This is a genomic window from Acetobacterium sp. K1/6, assembly GCF_034438075.1.
In the GTDB taxonomy this organism is placed as follows: domain Bacteria; phylum Bacillota; class Clostridia; order Eubacteriales; family Eubacteriaceae; genus Acetobacterium; species Acetobacterium carbinolicum.
This window is the reverse complement of the sequence record NZ_JAXQGA010000016.1, coordinates 1-18,534: the sequence shown is the minus strand read 5'-3', so window position 1 is coordinate 18,534 and position 18,534 is coordinate 1. Positions and strand designations below refer to the sequence as shown.

The following is an 18,534-nucleotide window of genomic DNA, read 5'->3' as shown; positions in this document are numbered from 1 at the left end:
GTCAAGCTCCGCTAACCCCATGAAAACCGGCATGAAACTGGTCCAGAACCGTTAATCTTTCATCCAGATAAGCATTAATATTATCCTGAATTGAACCAACCTTACTCTTATAGATCTCAAGTTTGGTGGCCTTGAAAACCTCAGCCGCATTTTCGCCGCACCGCGGTGTTATTAAAATATCCGCATGATTATCGACAACGATTTGGGCCGCTTTAACGCCCGCCCCTCCAGGGCTGCTTGCTGCCGTATTTTCAATGAAGTGTCCCATTTTTGTCAGTGTTTCATAAATATAAAAATATGGTGCACGTCCAAAGGACATACACACTTCACTATTTAAAATTTGTTCATCAGCTGGTATTGCAATTTTCATCGATATCTCCTTGTTTTTTTATTGACATATGTCTTTAATAACCATTATACTCCTTTAAAAACATATGTCAACAATTATCTTTTCTCATACCTTTTATATTTCTTCACCGTAAACGACTTAAAACCAAAACATTTGGTCATATTTATCCTTTTGATAATCCCGAACCGCTGCGCACTTAAAAAAAAACTGATCTCTCACGATTTGAGAAATCAGTTTTAATCATTTCATACTTTATTTAGTATCTGCCTTTAAAATCTGCCAACACCACTATTTTTAAGGTTCTATCGCCGTTAATTTAAAAAACCATCAATAATTTTTGCTTCTGCTTCGCTTTCTGTGAGACCCAGAGTCATAAGCTTAATGATCTGCTCTCCGGCAATTTTACCAATGGCAGCTTCATGAATCAGGGCTGCATCCAGACTATTAGCCGTGATTTCCGGGATCGCACTCACCACGCCATGATCCATGATAATGGCATCACATTCGGAGTGACCCATACATCGGGTATTCCCGCTTATTTTCGAGATAAAGGTTTGCCTTGAATAATCCCGGGCAACGGAACGCGATATAAGGTTCACACGGGAATCTTCCCCATCCATATCCACTTCAAATTTTGATTCTGCAAATTGTTCCCCATGGGTCATCAGTTTTTCTTTAATCACAAGGGTAGCGCCCACTTTCAGGTTCGCCTTGGTAAACCGTCTGGTGGAATCGACCCCTTTGATTTGGGTAGTTTCCATTTCCATATAACTGTTTTCTTCCTGCACCACCTCTGTTACCGGATCAATAACCCGTTTTCCAGTGCCGGTTCCCACACCGATGTGCTTTTCTACATATCGGACTCGGGAATTTTTACCCAGAAAAAATCGATGAATCCCATTATGCTCAGAACCATCACAGCTATCGCCAGTACTGACACCACATCCTGCAATAATCGTGATATCGGCATTTTCTCCAATAAAAAAATCATTATAAACAAGGTCCGAAACCCCACCACAAGAAACCAAAGCCGGTATAAAAACGCTTTCGGATTTAGTATTGGGTTTAACGATAATGTCAATCCCGGACTTGTCTTCTTTTCCTACAATTTCGATGTTTTCACTGGACTGTCTGGATACCGTTTTACTGTTTTCACGAATATTGTAGGCACCTTTAGGCATGTCTTCCAGCCCCGTCACGTCTTTTAGTAATTTTTTTGCTATCTCATTCATTTCTTTATGCCTCCACGATATCCTGGCAATATGCACAATTTTCAGGATTTTCACAATGGAGCAATTCCGGCAATACACTTTCCTTGGCGCCTCGCACAATTATTGCTCCGTCAACCATCGCAATGATCTCATCTGCCACATCCAGGATACGCTCCTGATGGGAAATGATAACAATTGATTTCTCTTTGTTTTTATGAATCTTCATAAAAACATCAATTAAATGATTAAAACTCCATAAGTCAATGCCCGCTTCCGGTTCATCAAAAATAGATAATGCGGTATCTCGAGCGATGATCGTCGCAATTTCAATCCGTTTGATTTCGCCCCCGGACAGTTTATCATCCAACTCCCGGTGGATGTAATCCTTGGCACAAAGACCCACTTCCGATAAATAATGACTTGCTTCCAGAGCTGAAAGATCTTCTCCTTTGGCAATATTGATCAGATCATGAACAGTAATCCCTTTAAAGCGGATCGGTTGTTGAAAACCGAAACTGATCCCTTTTTGGGCTCGTTCGGTAATCGATAAATCAGTGATATCTTCACCATAAAAGGTGATTTTCCCTCGGGTTGGTTTTAAAACACCAGAAATAATTCGGGCCAGCGTCGACTTCCCGCCGCCATTTGGTCCAGTGATGGCGATAAATTTCCCTTTTTCAATGGTTAGGTTGACATTTTTTAAAATTTCTTTCTCATTTTCAACTTCAAATGAAATGTTTTCAAGCTTTAGCATTTTTTCTCCTTACCTTTTTCTTTCAAAGTTTTTAAGCTAATCATGGTTTTTGTTTGTCAATGCAAAGGCATTTTCCAGACACTTCTTATTTTCACTTTTTATTTTACCACTTATTACTTCGTTTGGATATATTTCTAACTGAAATATAAAAAACAAAATTCATATTTTTTAACTGTACCAAATGTTAAAGGGCCATCAACCTAAAAAAGGACTAAAGTTAAACTTCAATCCTTTTTATGTATTCTTATGTTAGCTAATTAAAGTGCTTAAATCAGACAAATAAGGTTGTCCCGGCATTTTCATTGCTGGCGATGTAAGTTCCTACCCCGGCATATTCAATCCCGTCAATAAGCTCTTCTTCTTTAATCCCCATCAGATCCATACTCATGGTACAGGCGATAAAACGAACTCCGGCATTTTGAGCTTTTTTAATCATGGTATCCAAATCATCGACATGTTTCTTCTTCATAATGCCTTTGATCATAGCTGGTCCTGCGCCGAGCATGTTCATCATCGAAAGTGGCAATCTGCCCGCGCCTTTGGGCATCATTGCACCAAACATTTTTTCAACAAAGGTCTTGTTGCGGCCTTTTCCATCTCTTTTTCGCAGTGCATTAAGTCCCCAAAAGGTGAAAAACAGGGTCACATTTTTTCCTTGGGCTGCCGCACCCTGTGCAATAATCATTGATGCCAGCACCTTGTCCAACTCACCACTAAAAACCACCAACGTTGCATTTTTTTGAGTCGATATCGCCGGCATCAAACTACAGGCTTCACCCTCGCTACCTTTTCTAATAATGCTAATATAGCTTTTCCCTTTTGTCTCCTGAGAAACCAGCGTATGTCCATTGGTTTCACACCAGCTTTTTATGTCACTGACAAATCCAAAATCAGTGGCAATAATCTGAACCAGATCACCGGATTCGACACTTTTTATGGCGTCATAAGTGGCCATCAGTGGCCCCGGGCATTGGAGTCCAGTTACATCAACTTTTTTTTTAATCACATCATTTCCGGTTCCACCCTGCTCACCATCACTTCCTCTTCCGCCCTGGTCAACATCACCGTCATCTGAGTCAACTTTTTTAACGATACACGCCCCAATATTAAAATCCAACTCCGCCAACTTGTAATGAGCGGTTCGGTATGTACTATATCCACCAGACAAGTTATAGATGTTGGTAAAGCCATTACCCTTTAATATTCGGATGGCAAGATAAGCACGTTGACCGACCTGGCAGGTGACATAGATGGGTGTATCCTTTGAAATGGGAATCTCAGCAATACGATCTCTTAAACTATCCAACTCAATATTGACAGAACCTTTAATGGCACCCGCACTGACTTCGACTGGTGAGCGCACATCCAGCAAAAATCCGCCTTTTTCGACAATTGCATCAATTTCGTGCCATTCAACGGTTTTGTATACCCCATCTTCAATGTTTTCTGCAATATAACCGAGAATGTTAGCCGGATCCTTGGCTGATGAAAAAGGTGGTGCATAACAAAGCTCAAAATCTTGAAGATCAAGAACGGTAGCCCCCATTTTCATGGCTGATGCAATCACATCGATTCGTTTTTCGGTTCCTTCCTGTCCAACGGCCTGAGCCCCCAGAATGCTGAGCGTTTTAGGATCGTAAAGCAACTTTAAGGCAATATTGGTTGCATGAGGATAATAACCCGCGTGATTGGCACGATGGGCCATCACAATTTGATAGTCAATTTTCTTCATATCCAGTTGTACCGCATTATTTCCCGTTGAAGCAATGGTTTTATTAAATACTTTTGCTACCGCAGTTCCCTGGATTCCAAAATTTTTAATTGTTTTTCCATTGATGTAATCCGCTACAACCCGCCCCTGTCGGTTAGCAGGCCACGCCAGTGGAATGGCGGTTTGATCCTTAGTCACAAAATCTTTAACTTCAATGGCATCACCAATAGCAAAGATATCCGAATAAACACTCTCATCTACCCCGCTGAGTACCTCGTAGTTTTGTGTCGTGACAATATGACCACGGAGCCCGCACTTGAGATTTGCCTGTTTGGCAAGCATATTATCGGGAACCACACCAATAGCTAAAATGACCAGATCGGCCTCCAGTACGCGACCACTTTCCAGAACGACTTCACTGCCCTGTTTTTGGAAATGATCGACCCCATCTCCTAAAATCAGATTTACACAATTAGCATTGATTTCCTGATGCACCAGTTGCGCCATTTCAAAATCCAGGGGTTTTAAGACCTGGTTCATTTTTTCCACCAAGGTTACATTGGCACCCAGTTCTTGCAGATTTTCGGCCATTTCGACACCAATAAAACCACCGCCGATAACAACAGCCCGTCTTACCTTGCCGCTATCAACAACCGCTTTAATCTTATCTGTGTCCGGAATATTTCTTAGCGTTAAAATATTTTTTGCTTCTGACAATCCGGGAATCGGTGGTGCAATCGGTTTTGCCCCGGGGGATAGAATCAACTTATCATAGCTTTCGTTGTATGTTTTTCCTGTTTGATGATTTTTCACTTCGACAGTTTTAGCAACCGGGTCAATCGCAACGACCTCACTAAAATTTCTGATATCCAAATTAAAGCGTTTAGACATACCATCGACGGTTTGAACCAATAATTTCTTGCGATCTTTAATCACATCCCCAATGTAATAGGGTAAACCACAGTTGGCAAAAGAAATATATTCATCCCGTTCAAACAGAATAATCTCATCTTCTTCACTTAAACGTCGCAATCTGGCAGCAGCAGTCGCACCACCGGCAACGCCTCCAACAATCAAAATCTTTTTCATCAATTTTCCTCCTCGTATATTGCATTAATTATTTTTTTTGCACTTTCTGATACTACTTCATAATAAATTTCAGTTCCGGAACGGTATCCTTTAACGATCCCAGCACTTTTTAATTTTGACAAGTGTTGAGAAATCGATGATTGTGATACCCCAAGACATTCTTCCATATAAGTCACATTACAACTGCCCTTTTTTATTAAACCTCTGGCAATACATAATCGAATCGGATTTCCTAAAATTTTTAATATTTCAGCCTGTTCATCACAATCTTTCGGTTTCATTTCCATTAGATTTCTCCAATCAACTCTGTTAAGATAATGTCAATACCATTATATTATAACATATTAATATGTCAAGTGTTTTTTTAATTTTATTAATTTTACTTATATACCATTATTTAGAATCTTTAAACACTCTGTTAATCTAAACGAGCTTTTTTAAAAATCCTATTTAAGCTCTGAGTATCAATATTCAAAATGGATTTAAGCACTGGTGTGAGTCATTTTTCGAAGATAACAAAAAAACCGGATTATTCAGGTGGCCCTAGCGCTTAACCTGATTTTCCGGCTTTTCTCATACTTTAATAATAACTACCTTATTAAATATTTCTTTATCCAACTGATCCGCGTTATAATTGATACCCAGCAAAGGATTTTTAATTTTCTTCGTTAATGTATTTTTCCATAATTTCTGCCGCCATTCCCACCAATGATTCACAGGGACGATTCGCATAATATGCTTCTGTCCGCTGTTCCGGCGTTGGGTTGTCTTTTCCTTTTTCAAGTCCCAAAAGCTCCCGGCAGATAATCGTGTGATTCTGATCTTCAAACGCCTTTGCAAGCAATTGAATCCGCTGATAATGCTCTGCTTTGCCGCTCTGGTCTTCTGGATCGGTGTAGCCGTAGAGGAGCCCTGCGACCATAAACATCCCCGTGACTGCACCACAAACCTCCCGGAGCCGCCCCATTCCGGCACCAAAAGATGAGCTTAATTTGGCAGCCGTTTCAAACGCCAATCCACATTCATCACAAAACGCCAGAAAAACAGACTGTGAACAATTATACCCTTGCCTAAAAAGGTTCCGGGCTATTTCAGAATGCGTTTTTCTCTGGTTGTCGTTTAATGATGTCTTTTCTTTTGTTTGATGTCTCATTTAATCTATCATGCCTTTCCTTCTTAGAACTTTTTTAAAAATGCTTACTCCAATTTTTCTGGTTTCAATGTGTAAGTACTTTTAATTTCTGTCTATTTTAACACCAATATCAATGGGCTTGGCACTGTATAAACTGGTTGTAATGATCCCATTTACATTTGTTTGGGCATATTTTGAAATATTCGTCTCGTTGATTCCGCCGGCCGCCAATAAAATACCGGATGGAAACTCTTTTCTTAAACGTTCCACTGCCCCAGTCAGCTCTTCTGCACTCATTTTGTCAAACTGGATGCCGTCTACTCCAGCCTGACAAAGACTAACTGCCTGCTCCAGCGTTGTTGCTTCAACAATGATTTTCTTTTCACAACATTCCGCTTTTATTTGCGGAAGTTTGTCGATCAAACCCTCAAATCCACCGATAAAATTCAGATGCTGTTTAAAAACAAGAATGGTTTCAGACAAACCCAACCGATGAGGCATGGCGCCACCCGCCATAATGGCTTTGGTCGCCAGGGTTTTGGTCCCGGGAAAACCCTTTCGGGTTGTCAGAACGGCCATATTCGGGTTATAAGATTTAACAACATCTACCATTTTTCGTGTTTTTGTTGCGATTCCCGAACAATTATCCAGAATATTCTGTCCTACTTTCCAGGCCATATGCAAATCCTCAGCCCGACCGATTCCTGTGATCAGCTCTGAACCAGCGGTAATCTTCTCTCCGGAAACAACCATATGATCCATCTCAATATGCATCCGATCAAAAACCGCTCGCACCTCTTCGGTTCCGCACACAACCGCGTCTTCTCGTGTAAAATAAGTAATCCGAGCCTCCTGCTCTCTGATCCCCAGTGTCCAGCTGGTCAAGTCAATATAAGGAACATCCTCATTAATCAGCCGGTCGATTTCATTAATTGCTATAAACGCCATATCTTCCCCCATGTTCAATTGATTATTTTAAATGATTTATCTTCTATTTTCTCAATAATACTGCCAATCTGTAAAGCATTCGTTTTATTTTCATCTAGTTTTACCGTTACTGTCGTAAAATCCGCACTAACCCCAACATCATCAATACCATCCTTACTTAGTAATGTCTCTTTGATTTTTTTAACACATTTTGGGCACATAATGCCCTCAACCTGCAAAGCAAACTCTTTCATGCACGGCTCCTCCTTTCTCGTATCGTCCCAATAAAAACTGGTTAACTTCCTGATCCTGACAGTTTTTAAACAAGTCCGTACTTTTACGGACCCCCCGTAGTTCACCCTTAACCATAATGCCAATCCGATCAGCCATTACTTGCGCCTCATTAAAATCATGGGTTACAAATAAAATAGTACAGCCAAATAGTTTATGAATTTCTTTAATTTGCTGATACATCATTTCTTTGGTGGCCGGATCTAAGGATGAAAAGGGCTCATCCATCAACAACAATTTTGGATTAAGAATCAGTGCCCGGGCAAGGGCCGTTCTTTGACGTTCACCCCCACTTAAGGTTCCCGGATACTGATTCAAGATATCGCCGATGGACAAGATTTCAGCCATTTTATCAGCCATTTCTTTTTTATAGGCCTTGTCTTTTCTTTGAATTTTTAATCCATAAGTAATATTCTCATAAACAGACATGTGATGAAACAGACCGAAATCCTGATAAACAAAACCAATCTGCCGCCTCTCTAAAGGAATTTTGACTACCGGCTTTCCCTGAATGCACACTTCACCAGAGAATTTCCGATAAAAACCGGCCACGGACTCCAGCAGAACAGTTTTACCTGATCCGGTTCTGCCCAGCACGGCAAAGATTTCTTTTTCACGAATGTTTAAATTGATATTATTCAATTGAAAGGTTCCTAATTTAATGGAGTAGTCTTTAATTTCAACCATTGTATTAATCATCGGTTCACGTCCTTCATCCTGCTCTCCTGGGGATTTTTCCTGCCAATCCAGTTGGTCAGAAAAAGAGAAATCAGCGAAATAATCAGAATAATTGTTGCCGATGCCATGGAAGCACCGGTATCCCCGGTTGCCAGATTTAAATAAACGGATGTCGTCAGGGTTTCTGTTTTCATCCGGGTGGCTCCTACTAACATCAGCGTCGCCCCAAATTCGCCGAGGCCCCTTGACCAGGCTAAAATAATAGTTGTGATAATGGCATTCTTGGATAGCGGTAAGGTAATGGTTATGAAGCGTTCCCACTTCGTCGCTCCCAGACTGCCGGAAATAAACTCCAGTCGCTCATCAACTTCCTCAAATGCGGTCCGAATAAATCGGACTACATAGGGAAGATTGACAACGGTTTGAGCAATAATGATACCATTTTTATCAAAGACAACCTTAAATCCCAACTCTTTAAGGGCCTTACCAAAGTCTGACGAAAAAATAATTAATAAACTAAGACCCAAAACCAGATAGGGCATCGATAATGGCAGTTCAATCATCATCTGACACAGTTTTTTAAAGGGAAACGCAGTCCGTGTTAATGCATATGCGGTGGGAATGGCGAGCACCATACAAATGATTGTGGATATACTTGCGGTGAACAGGCTCATTTTAACAGCGAATTGCACTTCTTCTGAATAAAATGCCTGACCCAAATAGGGTAACCCTTTTAAGACGATTGCCACTATCAGTACTGAGGTAAAGCTAATAACTATGACCGTAATGACGATTGTAATGATTTCAAATAAACTAAATACTGAAAATCGTTCCCTCATCAGATCGTTTAATTAACTACTTCGTATCCATAGTTTTCCCATATCGCTTTTGCAGAATCCGAATCTAAGAATGTCATAAACGCATCCAGTGTTTCGGTATTTTTACTGCTGCTTAATTGTGCCGCCGGAACTTTTTTGACATAGGTATCCAGATCCGTTGTCTTGACAATTTCGGTGGCGGAACCAGTCACATTTTCTTTCCAGACAATAATCGCATCGCATTCATCAACGGACAGGGCATTAAATATTTCCGGTGCTGTGGCTGCCCGGGCAATGACATTGACATTGCTTAAAATCCCCAGATCTGTTAACGCTTTATTGGCAATCTTACCAATTGGCGTGGCATCGCCATCACCCAGCACAACTTCCACCCCTTCTTTTGCTAGATCGTTTAAGCCGGAAATTCCCAGTGGGTTTCCGCTTTTTACAGCCAATACAGGGATGTGTTTGACCAGTTCTTTACTTTTTGTAACAAAATCTTTAACTGGTGCCAATTCATCAGCGGAGCCGGCAATAAACAAATCCCCTTCACCAGTTGTCTTAATCTGATTCTGAAGCTGGGCCGCATTGGCATAAACAACTTCCATTTCACAACCGGTTTCTGTTTTGAATTTATCGGCAATTTCCCCGAAAGGCTTGGTCATGCCAGCCCCACAGTACACAAACAAGATTTGACCAGCGAGACTTTGACTTTCAGCAACTTTCTCTTGCGCTCCGTCAGCCTTACTGCTACAACCTGATACCAAGCTGATAATTATTCCCATTACCAATAATACCACTAACCAATTCTTAACGCTCTTCATCACATCTCCTTTTCATTACTTTAGTATTGTTTTGTAACGTTTAGATATGTTTTGAATTATATAATAGGTTATTGGCATATGTCAAGTAACCAACCCTTTTTCTTCGCAAGCAGCCAAATTTCTTCACTTGTATTAATCCTTGGTCCTTTTAAAAATGATCAAGGTGCTTGATTATTGACCGATTTTAGACTATAATAAACTAGAAAAAGTGTTTACAAAAGGAACGCGGTAAAAATCCGCGACAGTTTCTTTGCTACTGTAAGGAGAAGAATATGGACGCATTCAGTCATTGGGTTAACCAAGAAGGCTGTGTGTATGATGTCCCTCTGAGTCAGGATATTTTTGTCAAAACACGATCTGTTTGAAGCTTCAAAGAAGGCTGCAAAATGTGAGAATAAAACGAAATGACGCCCCACCGATCAACTGCAGGCGTCACGGAAACAACTCCGTATTTGCAAACCTTTTTTAAAAAAGGTTTTTTTGTTTTTTGCAGACTGGAGGATTTATTTATGGCCAATAATAAAAATCGCATCGCCCTCATCGGACGGATCGGTAGCGGTAAAACCACCCTATTTTTACGGCTGACCAATGAATTTATTACCTATGGGAAAACCCAGCAGGTCAGTTATTCTGATCATTTTATTGATACCCCTGGCGAATTTGTTGAATTACCCTGTTTTCGTCCTCAGGCCATTAATGTAACCTGTGATGCGGGGCTGATTATTCTAATTAATTCCAGCACCGATCACCAAAACTCGGTTCCACCTAATTTTGTCTGTACCTATAACATCCCCGTAATTGGGGTTATTACCAAAATTGATCATAAACACTGTAACCTCAAGCGAAGTCTACGCTACCTGACTTATGCCGGAGTCCACCCTGATAAGATTCACCCGGTAAGTGCATTGACCGGCGAAGGGGTCTCTGAACTTAAGACGGTTATTCAGGCGTATGTCGCTTTTGATCATTAAGCAAACGACCTGCCGTAGACTTACTTTCAAACAGCGATATGATTGCTAAACTTGCGTCTTAATCGTTTCCCACTTCACCAAGCCTTGTTATTGTCTGGCCAGCTCAAAGGCGGCCTTTTTTAACACGCAGTCCAGCGAGGTGTCCTGTTTTTTTTCATCATTTAAGATCAGGCGCGAGGGACAGCCCCCGGGACAGATGCTATAATAGTCACATGTTTTACAGCCTTGCGATTCTGCCTTTACAATGACAACGTTTTTTAAGGGGCGCGCTTTTACCACATTCCCCATAAAATATTTCGGATTTTCAATTAGTGATCCGCAAGGGTAAACATCGCCACAAGGCAGCACGACATAGGATCTACCGCAGGATGCATAACAGTATTCCTTGTTGCACGAGGTCATTTTCAACCGCTGCTTCGCTTCATGAACCTCACGGATCACAATTTTTTTACCAGTCAGCCGATATAATTCCTCAGCAGTCTCAACCATTTTCGTCAACGCTGTCTTGATTTGCTCTGGGGTGGCTTTTTTGATGATCGCCCGCTGGTCTCTGGCGCGCCCTGCATCCCGCAATAAATCAAGGCCAATCCCGCCTACATTACCCAAATAATAGGCGAAACTGACCAGCTTGGGAAGCTGTGTGATGCTGTGACTGGTCACCACGCTGTTGAGATTGATTTTGATTCCTTCATTAGCCAGACACCCAATCCCGGCAATCACGTCTCTTGTCCTTCCCCGGGTAAACTCATTCACCTCCGGGGGACCATCAAGACTGACCCCTAAGGCAATCCTCATTTTTTTCAGGCCCACGGCAATCTCCGGGGTAATGCAGATGCCGTTGGTCTGCATCTGAAAGCTGGCATTGTAATTTTTTTCCTTCACATAAGAAACCACTTGACAGATTAAAGGGTAGTTCAGCAGCGGTTCTCCCCCGGCGAACTGAATTTTCATATAATGATCGGAAAACAGATCCAGCGTCTGAGCCGCGGTCTCAAAATCCATATCCGCTTTTAGATGGGTTAAACCGGCATAACAGTATTCGCAGGCCAGATTACAGCGACCGGTAGTCCAAAGGACAATTAGCACACTTTCTTTTGAAATAATAACCACCTCCGTTACACGTCTTAAAAATTGTGATCTCACCCATCACTTCTTTTTACAGACTTTTCTCTGAATCGAACAGGGCATCCACTTCCTGAATACTTTTGTTCCATGCTTCCACATCCTGGTGACCGACAATTTCGATTGTCCCGCCCTGGTAATCACCCTGGGATTCTTCCATCAGCTCTTCCATATCACCCTCAATTTTCATATAAATATTTGTTAAAATTTCTAATGCCTCGAGACTAGGATTCCATTTTTGTCGTTGGTGGAGCTCCAGAAATCGTCTTGACATTTCCTCAATGGCAAAGCTATTCTCCTGGCTAAGCCAGCTTGCCATTTCCGGATCACCGAGATAGGTCTTAACGATTTCATCAATAGCCCTGTCATCAACATTTTTGGTGGTACACTTCCAGCTAAAAATGGTTTGCGCCTTTCGCATTACCTCGGCGGCACCACGATAGCCCTTGTCCATTACTGAGCGGTTCCAGAGCGGATTAAATAAGGTGCCTTCGACAATGCGATTGAGCTCATCTGCCATTGTTGTAATAACTACCTTTTCTTTATTGTTGGAGGTCCCGTGATATTGTTTGAGCGCATCCTGATCAAACTGATTTTTGACCATGTTAAAACCGCCGATCACCGAAGCGCTATAGCCAGATGAAAGCAGGTCATACCGATTACTCACTGAGGTTTCAAAAACAAGCTCCGCCGACTTAACGTTATCCACAAATTCTTTATGGGACACCGCTCCGTTTAAACCATCGCCATAGGCATAACCCGAAAATGAGGTAAACACCTTGGCCAACTCATCTTCCGACTCCCAGGCACTGGCTTTTAAGGCCAGATCTACGCCAGAGCCGTAGGTTCCCGGCTTGTCGCCAAAGATCCGCATGGTGGCACGCCGCCACCTCGTTTCCTGGGCCACTTCTTCTGTTCCTGCCAGTTCATTGATTGTTTTTAAGGCATTGCGGCGAACAAAATTTAAGCTTTCTGGTTCGTTAAGCACAGCCACCATTTGCACTGCCTGATCCATCAAGGCAATCAGATCGGGATAGGAATCTCTTAAAACGCCGGAAATCCGGATGATCACGTCAATTCTCGGCCGTCCCAGTGCTTCTAATGGAATCGCCTTGACATCCATCACAATCCCCGATTCATTCCAGACCGGTGTAACGCCCAATAAGGCCAGAACCTGAGAAAGCTGTTCTCCATTGGTCATCGAGATGTCGGTGGAAATCATGTTCATGGCCACCTTTTCGGGAAATTGTCCGGTGTCTTTTTGATGTTGACGAATTAATTGATCCGCCATTTCCACCCCAATGGCATAGGCCGATTTGGTGGGAACTTTTTGGGTATCCATCAAGTAAAAATTTCGCCCGGTTGGCATAATCCGCCCCAGTCCATCCCGGGGTGAGCCCGCCAGCCCCGGCTCTATGTAATCCCCCATCAAGGCCTCGATCAGGGCCCTTGATTCATTTTCAACACTCATCAAACTGCTTTGGTTGTTTTTTATTTCATTTTCCAGCACCGCCGCTTCCAGAATGCCCGGTACCATCACATCACTGGGGTGCGACTGGAGTTCTGCAGTTTTAGTCGGGCTGAGCAAACCAGAAATCAACAACAACATTTCCGAATGATAGGTATAGTCATCGATACAGTCTTTTTTCACCAGCGATGCATACAAGCTGGTTCCATCAATTGATTCTTTGATATAGGATACCTGATGACTGAGTTTGGGAACCTCTCCCCAAATATGATTCTCCTGTTCAAAGGAATGGGTGATGGACTGAGTTAGTAAACCCTTGAGTTTTTTTACGCCTTCTAAAAATGCCACTTCTTTTTCAACGATTTTGCAATATTCCGGTGTCTGATTGATGCGATTTTCAATGCTATTCTGCATCACTTCAACCTGCTGACTTTGAACATCAACCGCCTCCAGGTAGTTTCCCAACTCATTGATCACTTCAATCCGGGTATAATCGGTATTGAGACAGCTGGGCAGATAATCAAGCACCACCGCATAATTACGGCGCTTGGTACCCACGCCTTCGACGCCGATGGCGGCATTATAGCAATAAAAATTAGGCAGATTGCCAATCACCACGTCCGGCCAGCAGAATTCTGACAACGCATTGGTTTTTCCCGGCAAATGCTCCAAACTGCCAGCAGTTCCGACGTGAACTACGGCATGGGCCTTTAACAACTCATCGATATAGCGATAGGTGGCCAGATACTGATGGGGCGGCGGGCAGGCTGGATCATGAAGAATCTTGCAGACTTCCCCGGTACATTTCGGGCCATAACAGCCCCGTTTGGGCTGAAGCATCACCCACACATTGCCAAAATTCAGCCCGGTAATGACCAGCTGATTCTCGAAAACCATCCCTTCCCCGGGCGGTGGTCCCCAGGCTGCTTCCATCGACGCTCTGAGCAGCGGGTCCAAGTTCTCATAGAATTGATTGTATCCGCCCCGGCCGGACAGTGGCATCCGATAGATGTCACCGCCAGCCTTGACAATGTCCTCAACCGTGGTCCAACGAAAATCCTGATAGGCTTTTTTATCCAGCATCATTTTTTTAAGAGCCGGTCCATCGGCGGGAATGTCCGTTATCTGGTAGCCTGCGGCTTTCAAGGTTTTCAACATCCGCACCACACTTTCAAAGACATTAAGCCCGGCCCCTGATCCCAGCGTCGCTTCAACGCCCGCGCAGGGTGAACAGTGTAGCATTAACACGATTTTTTTATCAGCAGCTTTCACCTTTTTAAGTTCAATGCGTCGAATAATTCTGGCAACCAGCCGCGAAATCCGCTCGGGAATCGGCGTCATCTTCAGCATATCCTGAGTATCTTTGCGGGTACCAATAATAATCGGTTCAATCATCCCCATCATTTCACTGGTGGTAAAGGCCCAGGATATTTCCGCCGAAAGACCGGCTAAATTCGCTTCCCATTGCTGCTGATTCTGGAGCCGACTGACAACCGGCCGAAAAACCGGGATATTCATTTCCTTAAAAACAGCCACACTTTGAGAAAACAAGTCTCCGGATTGCGTATTTCCGGTAGCGGCCTGCATTTGAAAATTAATGAGTCCATCAATGCTGAGTTTTCCATTGCTGGAAAAATAATCGCTGATAATGGTTCTAAACCCTTTTACCCCACTTTCTTCATCCGCTGACGAATAACTAAAAACCGGGATCACCCGAATCCCCTGAACCTCCAACTCCCGAATTAAGGCTTCCTCCACCGCCGCTTTTTTCTTAATCCAGTTTTCGTAGTGGGTTAGAATGCCTACCACCATTTGGGCATCGTCCAAACCACGATACCAATTCTGATAAGCCGCCAAGCTCGAAAAAACAATTTTTGTATCGGGATGAAAGATACCATCCCGAACGCGTTTTGAAAAATTTTCGGAATCAGCTGGCTCGCCTGATTTTAATTTGCCTTCTTGGTGGGCGGACGCCCTGACGCCATTGGTCTGTTTTAAATCGCTCTGTTTTTTATTTATCCGTCTGTTCGCTTGATTACTCACTGTTTCCCCCTAAAATGACGATTCTTTGGAAAGATCCCGGACAGCTTCAGCCAGCACATCCGCTTCCAGATCTTCAATCCGGTAGTAACGGGCACCCATAGCGGCGGCCAGCTTCCTGGCCAGACCCAGTTTAATAAAATCCACCTCAGTATCCACGACGATCATCTGGACACCCTCCCCGGCGATCCGTTTGCCCATTTCCAGGGCTTCTGTAAAGGAATCCCCTTCACCCAGTGCGACATTGGTTCGTCCATCGGAAACCAGCACCAGAATCGGCAACAGATCCGAATTTTTTCGCTGTTCGTTCTTAATGACTTCATAACCCTTTAATAAACCCGCGGCCAGTGGGGTTTTGCCGCCAGTGGGTAAATCCCGGAGGCATTTCTCGGCCATATCGACACTGCGGGTAATGTTTAGTAGTACCTCAGCGTCTTTTTTACGAAAGGATACCAGCCCAACCCGATCCCGTTTCTGATAGGCATCGGTAAGCAGTGATACCACCGCCCCCTTTACCGTTTCCATTCGTTTTTTGACACCCATGGAACCACTGGCATCGACCACAAAAACAATGGTGCTGCCGGTGCGCTTTTCCCGCAGTTTTTCGCGCAGGTCTTCGGTTTTGATGATCAGTGCCAGGCCGTTAGCTTCCCGCACCCGCTGATAGGGCGCTGCCGCCCGTAAGGTGGCGTCAAAGGCCAGGTCATTAATCGTATTGCGGGGCAGGGCACTTTTGATATACTGCCCTTTTTTGGCATCGGTTTTTGTTTTAAGCCGTTTGCCTTCGCCCCTTCTTTTTTTGCGGTCAAGCACCTTAATATTTAAGTTTTTCACCATAAAGGTTCGGCCGATGGCGTCAATCTGATCCAGCAGCTCACTCAGATCCGGTTGTTGCGGGGGCTCGATTTCTTCTTGCTCCAAATCCTCCGCATCATTGTCATCATTGTCATCGTTGTCTTTATCATTATCATCAGGCGCTTCTGAGGCCTCCGGATCGGATTGATCGGTGCTGTCATCCTCAGCATCGTTTTGATCTTTTTCCGGGTTTTCTTGTTTTTTTTCTTCTGGTTGTTGCTCCGGTGCTTCATCATTTTGCTCATCCGGTTCCTGGGGATCATTGGGCTTTTCCCGTTTGCGATGGGGCAGAACGAGCTGTGCAGCTTCCTTGATATCATCGATATTAATATTCTGACGTCCTGCCAGAGCCGCCAGAGCTTTGGCCGTTTCAATCATCATCAGCTCCGCCCGATTGCCGGCACAATAGGCCTCGTTAACAATATCAGCAGTCAGCTTTAACACCGTTTCCGATATTTTTACCGCCTCCAGATTCTTTCTGGCTTCAAGTATTTGGTTTTTTAAAATCTCGGTGTCCTCTTCCCAGGCTTTAACAAAGCTAGCCGGATGGTGTTCAAAAGCCAGACGCCGTTTGACAATCTCTTTTCGCTCAACCGGATTCTTCGACCCCTCCACCGCCACATAGAGTCCAAACCGATCCAGAAACTGGGACCGTAAAAAGCCTTCTTCGGGATTCATGGTTCCGATCAGTACAAACCGGGCGGGATGTTCAAAAGAAATACCTTCCCGCTCAATATGATTCACCCCGGATGCGGCCACCTCTAAAATACTGTTAACGATGTGCTCACTGAGCAAATTGACCTCGTCGATGTACAAGATGTTCTTGTGGGCCTTTTTTAAGATCCCGCTGCCAAAAGCTCGCTTACCCTGAGAAATGGTTTTTTCAATATCAATACTACCAATCACCCGGTCTTCGGTGGCATTTAAGGGTAAATCCACCACCTCCATGTTCGGGGTAATCTGACCGAGATTACGAACCAGAGTGGACTTGGCGGTACCCTTTTCTCCCGAAAGCAGCACCCCGCCGATCAGCGGATTAATCAGATTGAGAATCAGCGCTTTTTTCACCCTTTCCTGTCCCATGACGGCGACAAAAGGAAAGCGATAAGCAGGCCGATCCTGGTGTCCGATCTGCTTCAGGTTTTTTTTATTCATCGGGCATTCCTCCACAACTGGCCGGCTTCTCCCGGGATCGCTGTCCCGCAACGAATTATACGACAGCATCGCGAGCACTCCCGACGGCACTAATGATTTGCTCAACCTGATCAAAATTGTAAATGCCTTCTTCAAACGGCGTACGACGCAGGCGATGGGGCAAGACCAGCTCCGCGGCTTCTTGCATATCGGCTGGAGCAACCTCCGTCTGACCTTTAAAGGCGGCAATGGTCATGGCGGTTTTGATCATCGCAATATCGGCCCGATGACCATCCACCTCCAATTCGATACTGATTTTTACCGCTATCTCTAGCATCTGATCACTATAGCTGACCTTTTCGAGCAGCTTTTTCGCCATAAGAATGCGATCCCGTAGCTCCTGCTGGTCGGTCGTAAACTGTTTGGCAAAGGCTTCCTTATCCTTTTCATAGGCCAGTCTGTTTTTAATGACATCAATCCGTTTTTCAGGATTACGTTCACCAATCACATCCACCACCATCCCAAACCGATCTAACAGCTGGGGTCTTAAATCCCCCTCTTCGGGGTTCATGGTGCCGACCAGGATAAACCGTGAGGGATGAAAAAAAGAAACCCCTTCCCGCTCAATGGTGTTCACGCCCATTGCAGCAGAATCCAGCAGCACATCGACGATGTGATCATCCAATAGATTTACCTCATCGACATAAAGAATGTTCCGGTTGGCCTGAGCCAGAATTCCCGGTTCAAATTTCTTTTCGCCTTTTTTGATGGCGTGTTCAATATCCAGGGTGCCCACCACCCGGTCTTCGGTAGCACTGACTGGTAGATCCACCACCTTCATCCGTCCAAAAACCTCCACAAAGGTTTCCTGGTTTTGATATTTGTTAAGACAATCACTGCACATATTGGCCGGTTCCCGGGGATCACAGCTAAAGGGGCAGCCTTCCACCTGACTACGGGACGGCAATAAATCCGCCAGTGCCCGAACCGCAGTAGATTTGGCCGTTCCCTTTTCCCCTCTAATTAATACCCCACCCAAAAGGGGATTGATGATATTGAGAACCAAAGCCTTTTTCATCGTTTTATAATGTCCACAAATAGTTGGACACAAAATCCAGAAAATAAGATAAACTATACACATGAGTAGAAAACGACGAACC

At 43.8% G+C, this 18,534-nt stretch carries 16 protein-coding genes and 1 riboswitch; of the genes, 1 reads left to right on the top strand and 15 read right to left on the bottom strand.

From position 1 onward, the window contains the following. Nucleotide 1: 1 nt before the first annotated feature. From U2P91_RS13295 to modA, 11 genes are all read right to left on the bottom strand, one after another. Entirely contained in the window at nucleotides 2-370 is a 369-nt protein-coding gene (locus tag U2P91_RS13295) for a NifB/NifX family molybdenum-iron cluster-binding protein (protein WP_111889255.1), read from the bottom strand. A gap of 290 nt (nucleotides 371-660) precedes the next feature. Then, nucleotides 661-1,581 carry a SufB/SufD family protein gene (locus U2P91_RS13290; RefSeq protein WP_111889254.1) on the bottom strand — a complete coding sequence of 307 codons (921 nt, stop codon included), beginning with the start codon at nucleotides 1,579-1,581 and terminating at the stop codon, nucleotides 661-663. A 4-nt stretch (nucleotides 1,582-1,585) separates the two neighbouring features. After that, nucleotides 1,586-2,314 (bottom strand): ABC transporter ATP-binding protein, encoded by a 729-nt coding sequence (locus U2P91_RS13285; protein WP_111889253.1) that lies wholly within the window; start codon nucleotides 2,312-2,314, stop codon nucleotides 1,586-1,588. A gap of 271 nt (nucleotides 2,315-2,585) precedes the next feature. Continuing rightward, nucleotides 2,586-5,114 (bottom strand): FAD-dependent oxidoreductase, encoded by a 2,529-nt coding sequence (locus U2P91_RS13280; protein WP_111889252.1) that lies wholly within the window; start codon nucleotides 5,112-5,114, stop codon nucleotides 2,586-2,588. Continuing rightward, nucleotides 5,114-5,401, bottom strand: a complete 288-nt coding sequence (locus U2P91_RS13275) for an ArsR/SmtB family transcription factor (RefSeq protein ID WP_111889251.1) — start codon at nucleotides 5,399-5,401, stop codon at nucleotides 5,114-5,116. The genes U2P91_RS13280 and U2P91_RS13275 overlap by 1 nt, the downstream gene beginning before the upstream one ends. Before the next feature lie 368 nt (nucleotides 5,402-5,769). Continuing rightward, complete coding sequence (locus U2P91_RS13270) at nucleotides 5,770-6,267, bottom strand: C-GCAxxG-C-C family protein (protein WP_111889250.1); 498 nt, start codon at nucleotides 6,265-6,267, stop codon at nucleotides 5,770-5,772. A gap of 81 nt (nucleotides 6,268-6,348) precedes the next feature. Continuing rightward, nucleotides 6,349-7,194 (bottom strand): ModD protein, encoded by an 846-nt coding sequence (modD, locus tag U2P91_RS13265; RefSeq protein WP_111889249.1) that lies wholly within the window; start codon nucleotides 7,192-7,194, stop codon nucleotides 6,349-6,351. A gap of 14 nt (nucleotides 7,195-7,208) precedes the next feature. Further along, a complete protein-coding gene (locus U2P91_RS13260) occupies nucleotides 7,209-7,427 on the bottom strand; it encodes a heavy-metal-associated domain-containing protein (protein WP_111889248.1) in 219 nt (72 codons plus the stop codon). Next, nucleotides 7,402-8,163 carry an ATP-binding cassette domain-containing protein gene (locus U2P91_RS13255; RefSeq protein ID WP_111889247.1) on the bottom strand — a complete coding sequence of 254 codons (762 nt, stop codon included), beginning with the start codon at nucleotides 8,161-8,163 and terminating at the stop codon, nucleotides 7,402-7,404. The genes U2P91_RS13260 and U2P91_RS13255 overlap by 26 nt, the downstream gene beginning before the upstream one ends. After that, nucleotides 8,160-8,981: an ABC transporter permease gene (locus U2P91_RS13250; RefSeq protein ID WP_111889246.1), complete on the bottom strand. Its 822-nt coding sequence runs from the start codon at nucleotides 8,979-8,981 to the stop codon at nucleotides 8,160-8,162. The genes U2P91_RS13255 and U2P91_RS13250 overlap by 4 nt, the downstream gene beginning before the upstream one ends. An 8-nt stretch (nucleotides 8,982-8,989) precedes the next feature. Next, a complete protein-coding gene (gene modA, locus U2P91_RS13245; RefSeq protein WP_111889245.1) occupies nucleotides 8,990-9,784 on the bottom strand; it encodes a molybdate ABC transporter substrate-binding protein in 795 nt (264 codons plus the stop codon). Between the two features lie 177 nt (nucleotides 9,785-9,961). Beyond that, a riboswitch (cobalamin riboswitch) is annotated at nucleotides 9,962-10,147 on the top strand. Nucleotides 10,148-10,293: 146 nt separating this feature from the next. Here modA and U2P91_RS13240 point away from each other — a divergent pair. Then, nucleotides 10,294-10,755: a EutP/PduV family microcompartment system protein gene (locus tag U2P91_RS13240; RefSeq protein ID WP_111889805.1), complete on the top strand. Its 462-nt coding sequence runs from the start codon at nucleotides 10,294-10,296 to the stop codon at nucleotides 10,753-10,755. 87 nt (nucleotides 10,756-10,842) lie between these two features. On the opposite strand, the gene U2P91_RS13235 is transcribed toward U2P91_RS13240, so the two are convergent. Genes U2P91_RS13235 through U2P91_RS13220 form a run of 4 tightly spaced genes read right to left on the bottom strand, consistent with a single transcriptional unit; the run spans nucleotide 10,843 to nucleotide 18,452 of the window. After that, the gene (locus tag U2P91_RS13235) at nucleotides 10,843-11,898 is read right to left on the bottom strand and encodes a radical SAM/SPASM domain-containing protein (protein WP_111889244.1); all 1,056 of its coding nucleotides are present in this window, start codon (nucleotides 11,896-11,898) and stop codon (nucleotides 10,843-10,845) included. 13 nt (nucleotides 11,899-11,911) lie between these two features. Beyond that, on the bottom strand, nucleotides 11,912-15,388 hold the full coding sequence (locus U2P91_RS13230; RefSeq protein WP_111889243.1) for a cobaltochelatase subunit CobN: 3,477 nt from the start codon (nucleotides 15,386-15,388) through the stop codon (nucleotides 11,912-11,914). A 9-nt stretch (nucleotides 15,389-15,397) separates the two neighbouring features. Then, entirely contained in the window at nucleotides 15,398-17,464 is a 2,067-nt protein-coding gene (locus U2P91_RS13225) for a magnesium chelatase subunit D family protein (protein WP_322519785.1), read from the bottom strand. Next, on the bottom strand, nucleotides 17,451-18,452 hold the full coding sequence (locus tag U2P91_RS13220; RefSeq protein WP_111889804.1) for an ATP-binding protein: 1,002 nt from the start codon (nucleotides 18,450-18,452) through the stop codon (nucleotides 17,451-17,453). Before U2P91_RS13220 ends, U2P91_RS13225 begins: the two co-directional genes overlap by 14 nt. Nucleotides 18,453-18,534 lie beyond the last annotated feature (82 nt).

Coding starts and splice junctions, on each gene's coding strand:
- modD (WP_111889249.1), bottom strand. CDS start 7,194: ATGGCGTTTATAGCAATTAATGAAATCGACCGGCTGATTAATGAGGAT.
- U2P91_RS13285 (WP_111889253.1), bottom strand. CDS start 2,314: ATGCTAAAGCTTGAAAACATTTCATTTGAAGTTGAAAATGAGAAAGAA.
- U2P91_RS13260 (WP_111889248.1), bottom strand. CDS start 7,427: ATGAAAGAGTTTGCTTTGCAGGTTGAGGGCATTATGTGCCCAAAATGT.
- U2P91_RS13270 (WP_111889250.1), bottom strand. CDS start 6,267: ATGAGACATCAAACAAAAGAAAAGACATCATTAAACGACAACCAGAGA.
- U2P91_RS13240 (WP_111889805.1), top strand. CDS start 10,294: ATGGCCAATAATAAAAATCGCATCGCCCTCATCGGACGGATCGGTAGC.
- U2P91_RS13280 (WP_111889252.1), bottom strand. CDS start 5,114: ATGAAAAAGATTTTGATTGTTGGAGGCGTTGCCGGTGGTGCGACTGCT.
- U2P91_RS13290 (WP_111889254.1), bottom strand. CDS start 1,581: ATGAATGAGATAGCAAAAAAATTACTAAAAGACGTGACGGGGCTGGAA.
- U2P91_RS13220 (WP_111889804.1), bottom strand. CDS start 18,452: ATGAAAAAGGCTTTGGTTCTCAATATCATCAATCCCCTTTTGGGTGGG.
- U2P91_RS13225 (WP_322519785.1), bottom strand. CDS start 17,464: ATGCTGTCGTATAATTCGTTGCGGGACAGCGATCCCGGGAGAAGCCGG.
- U2P91_RS13255 (WP_111889247.1), bottom strand. CDS start 8,163: ATGATTAATACAATGGTTGAAATTAAAGACTACTCCATTAAATTAGGA.
- U2P91_RS13250 (WP_111889246.1), bottom strand. CDS start 8,981: ATGAGGGAACGATTTTCAGTATTTAGTTTATTTGAAATCATTACAATC.
- modA (WP_111889245.1), bottom strand. CDS start 9,784: ATGAAGAGCGTTAAGAATTGGTTAGTGGTATTATTGGTAATGGGAATA.
- U2P91_RS13275 (WP_111889251.1), bottom strand. CDS start 5,401: ATGGAAATGAAACCGAAAGATTGTGATGAACAGGCTGAAATATTAAAA.
- U2P91_RS13295 (WP_111889255.1), bottom strand. CDS start 370: ATGAAAATTGCAATACCAGCTGATGAACAAATTTTAAATAGTGAAGTG.